A 5,090-nucleotide genomic window follows, 5' to 3' on the forward strand; every position below is an offset into this window, starting at 1 on the left:
TATACGGGAGTTTTAAAGAAGATTACCTTTTCCAGCTTAAAATTCAGCTGATATACCTTCCCGAAAAGTTGATTGCCACCTATATCACTCTTTATGTTTTATTGCCACGATTTCTATTAAAGGAAAAATACACCCTATTTTTCACACTGCTCATTTTGTTGCTATTAGCATCGGGTATGTTACATTGGTTTGTGGCGCTATATATTGAGCGGCCCCTATATTTCCCTAACGAATCCTGGGGGACTTTTCTATACCCAAATAAAATACTCAAATCTGCTACGTATATCTATCCGGTGGTAGTCTTGGCCACTTTGGTGAAATTTTTTAAACATTGGTACAATTACCAGGCTACCAACCAAAAATTAACACAAGAAAAGCTGCAAGCCGAACTGAAGTTTCTAAGAGCACAAGTGCATCCGCATTTTTTATTCAACACGCTCAATAATCTTTACGCGCTTACGCTTAAAAAATCAGACAGCGCTCCGGCTATTGTTTTAAAATTATCTGACCTACTCAACTACATGCTGTATGAGTGCAATACGGATCGGGTACCCCTTAAAAAAGAAATAGAGTTACTAGAAAATTATGTATCTCTAGAAAAACTCAGGTATGGAGACCACCTCGACATCTCATTTAAAATACGAGGAAATGTAAACGGTAAAATGATCGCTCCCATGTTGATTTTGCCATTTGTCGAAAACAGCTTTAAACATGGTGTAAGTGGCGAAACTGATGAGGCCTGGGTAAGTATAAACCTTGCGATAAAAGATGAGACGCTTACGCTGAAAGTTGATAACAGTAAAAGTGGCCTGGTTACTAAAGACGAGCAACAGTACAAGGAGGGCATCGGCCTTACCAATGTAAAAAGACGATTGGAACTGCTCTATGAAGATAAATATGACCTTAAAATCATGGATACCGATGAGTCTTACCTGGTGGTTTTAAAACTTGATATAAATAATTAGTTATGGCGATAAAATGCATGATCGTAGATGATGAACCTCTGGCTATTGAGGTCATAGAATCTTATGTCGATAGAATTTCTGATCTCGAAGTCACTGCCACGTGTAATAATGCGCTGAAGGCTTTTGAGATGCTTCAGAAGGAACCTGTCGACCTCATTTTTCTCGACATTCAAATGCCAAAACTTACGGGTATAGATTTTATCAAATCTTTAAAAAACCCACCAAAGATAATCTTAACAACCGCTTATAGAGATTACGCACTCGAAGGCTACGAGTTAGACGTGATTGATTATCTTCTCAAACCTATCTCTTTCGAAAGATTTATGAAGGCCATTGGCAAAGTTTATGAAGTACAATCACCAGAAAAAGCAGAGGCTAATGGGGTATCTGAAGATGATGAATATATCTACCTGAAGGCTGATAAAAAGATGGTAAAAGTGCGTCTGCACGAAATCTTATATATCGAAAGTTTAAAAGATTATGTGCGTGTAAAAACTACAAATAAGGATGTAATTACTCATCAAAAAATAAGCTACCTTGAAGAAAAGCTTCCTGAGGAATGCTTTATGAGAATTCACCGCTCATTCATCGTAGCCACTAAAAAAATTGAAACTTACTCAGCCACAATCATTGAAGTACCCGGTAAAGAGCTTCCGATTGGTCGATTATATAAAAATCAGGTATTAGAGAGACTCAATAGCGAGCATCAGCTTTAATAGCCGTACTTATCTTTCCATAAGGCCTTCAATCTTTTTCTCATTTCTTCTTCACGGGCATTTTTACCAGGATCATAGAGTTTGGAATTTTTAACTTCATCAGGCATAAATTCCATCTCGACAAAATTATTGGAGAAGTTGTGCGCATATTGGTAGCCCTTGCCATAGCCTTCGTCCTTCATCAATTTAGTAGGTGCATTTCTTATGGCCATTGGCACCTGTAAATCACCTGTCTGCTTTACTAAACTTTGCGCCTTATTAATAGCCATATAGCTTGCATTACTTTTAGGTGAACAAGCCAGATAAGTCACACATTGGGACAAAATAATACGTGCTTCCGGGTAACCAATGACATTAACAGCCTGAAAGGCATTATTTGCGATAACCAATGCTGTTGGATTTGCATTACCAATATCTTCGGAGGCTAAAATTAGAAGCCTTCTCGCAATAAATTTTACATCTTCACCACCTTCAATCATTCTGGCTAAATAATATACCGATGCATTAGGGTCGCTTCCTCTTATCGATTTTATAAATGCAGAAATAATATCGTAGTGCTGCTCACCTGTCTTGTCATAAATAGCCACTCTCTGCTGTGCGATGTCCATAACCTTTTTATCAGTCACTTCAATTTTATCACCGCTCAAAGAGTCAACTACAAGATCTACAAGGTTGAGTAATTTTCTGGCGTCTCCACCAGATATATTAAGGAGCGCTTTGTGCTCTTTTATATTTACTTCTTTCTTCTTTAGCTTTTCATCTGATGTGAGCACATGTTTAACCAGATTAAGCAAGTCCTCTTCCTTGAGTGCCTTCAATGTATATACCTGACACCGACTTAATAAGGCCGAGTTTACTTCAAATGATGGGTTTTCTGTTGTGGCCCCAATTAGGGTAATTGTTCCTTTTTCCACAGCGCCCAATAATGCGTCTTGCTGCGACTTATTAAATCTATGAATCTCATCAATAAATAAAATTGCTTTACCTAATCGCTTAGCTTTATCTATGGCCTCTCTCACATCTTTCACTCCCGAACTCACAGCGCTGAGCGTGTAAAAAGGTGACTTTACCGTGTTAGCAATAATATTTGCGATAGTTGTTTTACCAACACCTGGTGGCCCCCACAAAATCATTGAAGGTACCACTCCGGACTTTATTGTTTTTCTTAAAATACCATTCTCCCCCACCAAGTGCTCCTGGCCTATCAGCTCATCGAGAGACGATGGGCGCATTCGCTCAGCTAGTGGCAAACTCGTATCAAACATGTAATTATTATTTTATGACAACACCCGATTAGGTAACGATTAATTATGCTAAGGTAGCAAATTCTAATCCTTAAAATGATAGATTTGATCGTGCCTACAAAACTCAAAATTCATAGCATTTTATTATTTGTGACCTTTATCTATGGTGCAAACTATACGGTGGCAAAAATTGCTATGCCGGCATATCTTGAGCCATTCGGATTTATTCTACTAAGAGTAACATGCGGCACGCTTTTATTTTGGATCTTCTCATACTTCACTGGCACAGAGAAGGTGCATAAAAGAGACTTAGGCCTTCTTTTTTTATGTGGAATCTTCGGTGTTGCTACCAACCAAATGTTATTTTTTTCGGGCTTGAACCTTACTACTCCTATAAATGCCTCTGTAATCATGACTACCTCTCCCATCGCTGTTATGATTACTGCCTACTTTTTAGGTAAAGAAAAAATTACATGGCTAAAAATAGTAGGAGTGCTTGTTGGGGCCCTTGGAGCTTTTCTACTAATTACCAAAGATGGGGCATCGCTTAACAAAGGCACCTTCTTAGGCGACCTTCTTGTGCTCATAAATGGGGCGAGCTATGCCGTATATTTAGTGATCGTGAAACCACTCATGGCTAGATATAAAGCTACTACAGTCATCAAGTGGGTTTTCTTTTTTGGCTGGCTAATTATTATTCCTTTTGGTACTAATCAATTTTTAGATGTGCAATGGGCAACAATACCCATGTATGTTTGGCTGAGTATTGTCTTTGTAATTGTAATGGCAACATTTCTAGTTTACCTACTCAATGTTTGGTCTCTCAAGTTTGTCAATAGTTCTGTTGTAGGGATTTACATGTACTTACAGCCTGTTTTCGCCACAATCGTAGCAATCTCGGTGCGTCATGACCCTTTAGATTTTACAACAATTGCTTACTCATTGATAATCATGACAGGAGTTTACTTGGTAAGTAAAAAATAAATGAGTAACCTTTGGGCACTATGAGTGGCTTTTTCTATTTATTGGCTTTAATAAGTGCATTATGGATGATCTACGACATCTGGATGGTAAACAGTAATTTAACCAACCAAAACAGAGTGTTGTGGACCTTATTTGCTTTCATCTTTAGCTTGGGTGCCGCAGTAATCTACTATTTCGCCCACAAGCAAAATGTTTTAAAATGAAAGTGTCTTGATTGCTTGCACTGTTTTTTCCAGCATATCATCGTCATAATCTAAGTGAGTAACAAACCGTACTTCACTTGGCCCGAAGGGAACTGCCAATACTCCTTTTGCTTTTAATTTATCTAAACAAGCCTCTGCAGTAATTCCATCTTGTAATTCGAAAATTACGATATTGGTTTCTACAGGTAACACCTCCTTGACATAACCCTGGTTTTTAAGTACAACTTCAAGCTGCTTGGCCCTATGGTGGTCTTGAGCTAATCGATCAACATGATTATCTAAGGCATAAATTCCCGCTGCCGCTAAATAGCCAGCTTGCCGCATACCCCCACCAAAATATTTTCTTACTCTCCTTGCTTGCTTCATTAAATCATTGCTGCCCAATAATATAGAACCAACCGGAGCACCGAGACCTTTTGACAAACAAATAGAAATAGTATCAAAATAGTGCCCGTAATCTTCTGACTTATCTCCGGTAGCTACGAGGGCATTAAAAAGTCGCGCACCATCTAGGTGCATTTTCATACCATGCGCTCGCGAGCCATTACTGATGGAAGAAATTTCCTCAAGTGTGTAACATTTTCCCCCACCTTTGTTGACTGTGTTCTCCAATTCTACGATACTGGTTACTGGAAAATGTATGTCATCGACATTGATATTTGCCAGTATTTCATCTAAATCTAACACCCCTCGATCACCCTCGAGAAGTCTAAATGACAGGCCGCTATTACCTGCGATTCCACCCCCCTCATACTTATAGATATGGGCACCTTTATAGCAAATAATTTCCTCGTAAGGCCTTGATAATACGTTTATTCCGATTTGATTTGTCATGGTGCCAGAGGGGCAAAATATAGAGGCTTCCATGTTGAACATCTCAGCACATTTTTGTTCGAGCAAATTAACATTTGGGTCTTCTCCGAAAACGTCATCACCCACTTTGGCCTGCATCATAACTTCGAGCATTTCCGAAGTTGG

General features: G+C 38.8%; 5 protein-coding genes. 3 read left to right on the top strand and 2 right to left on the bottom strand.

Translation table 11 applies throughout. The features are described 5' to 3' along the window. A partial coding sequence (locus E1176_RS06305; RefSeq protein WP_155209725.1) for a sensor histidine kinase occupies nucleotides 1-965 on the top strand: 965 nt, incomplete at its 5' end. A 2-nt stretch (nucleotides 966-967) separates the two neighbouring features. Then, on the top strand, nucleotides 968-1,681 hold the full coding sequence (locus tag E1176_RS06310; protein ID WP_155209726.1) for a LytR/AlgR family response regulator transcription factor: 714 nt from the start codon (nucleotides 968-970) through the stop codon (nucleotides 1,679-1,681). Here E1176_RS06310 and E1176_RS06315 read toward each other — a convergent pair. Next, on the bottom strand, nucleotides 1,678-2,946 hold the full coding sequence (locus tag E1176_RS06315) for a replication-associated recombination protein A (RefSeq protein ID WP_155209728.1): 1,269 nt from the start codon (nucleotides 2,944-2,946) through the stop codon (nucleotides 1,678-1,680). The genes E1176_RS06310 and E1176_RS06315 overlap by 4 nt on opposite strands. A gap of 75 nt (nucleotides 2,947-3,021) precedes the next feature. On the opposite strand from E1176_RS06315, the gene E1176_RS06320 reads away from it, so the two are divergent. After that, nucleotides 3,022-3,909 (top strand): DMT family transporter, encoded by an 888-nt coding sequence (locus E1176_RS06320; protein WP_155209729.1) that lies wholly within the window; start codon nucleotides 3,022-3,024, stop codon nucleotides 3,907-3,909. A gap of 194 nt (nucleotides 3,910-4,103) precedes the next feature. Here E1176_RS06320 and E1176_RS06325 read toward each other — a convergent pair. Next, a partial coding sequence (locus E1176_RS06325) for a threonine aldolase family protein (RefSeq protein WP_155209731.1) occupies nucleotides 4,104-5,090 on the bottom strand: 987 nt, incomplete at its 5' end.

Source organism: Fulvivirga aurantia (genome assembly GCF_009711475.1).
Lineage (GTDB): Bacteria > Bacteroidota > Bacteroidia > Cytophagales > Cyclobacteriaceae > Fulvivirga > Fulvivirga aurantia.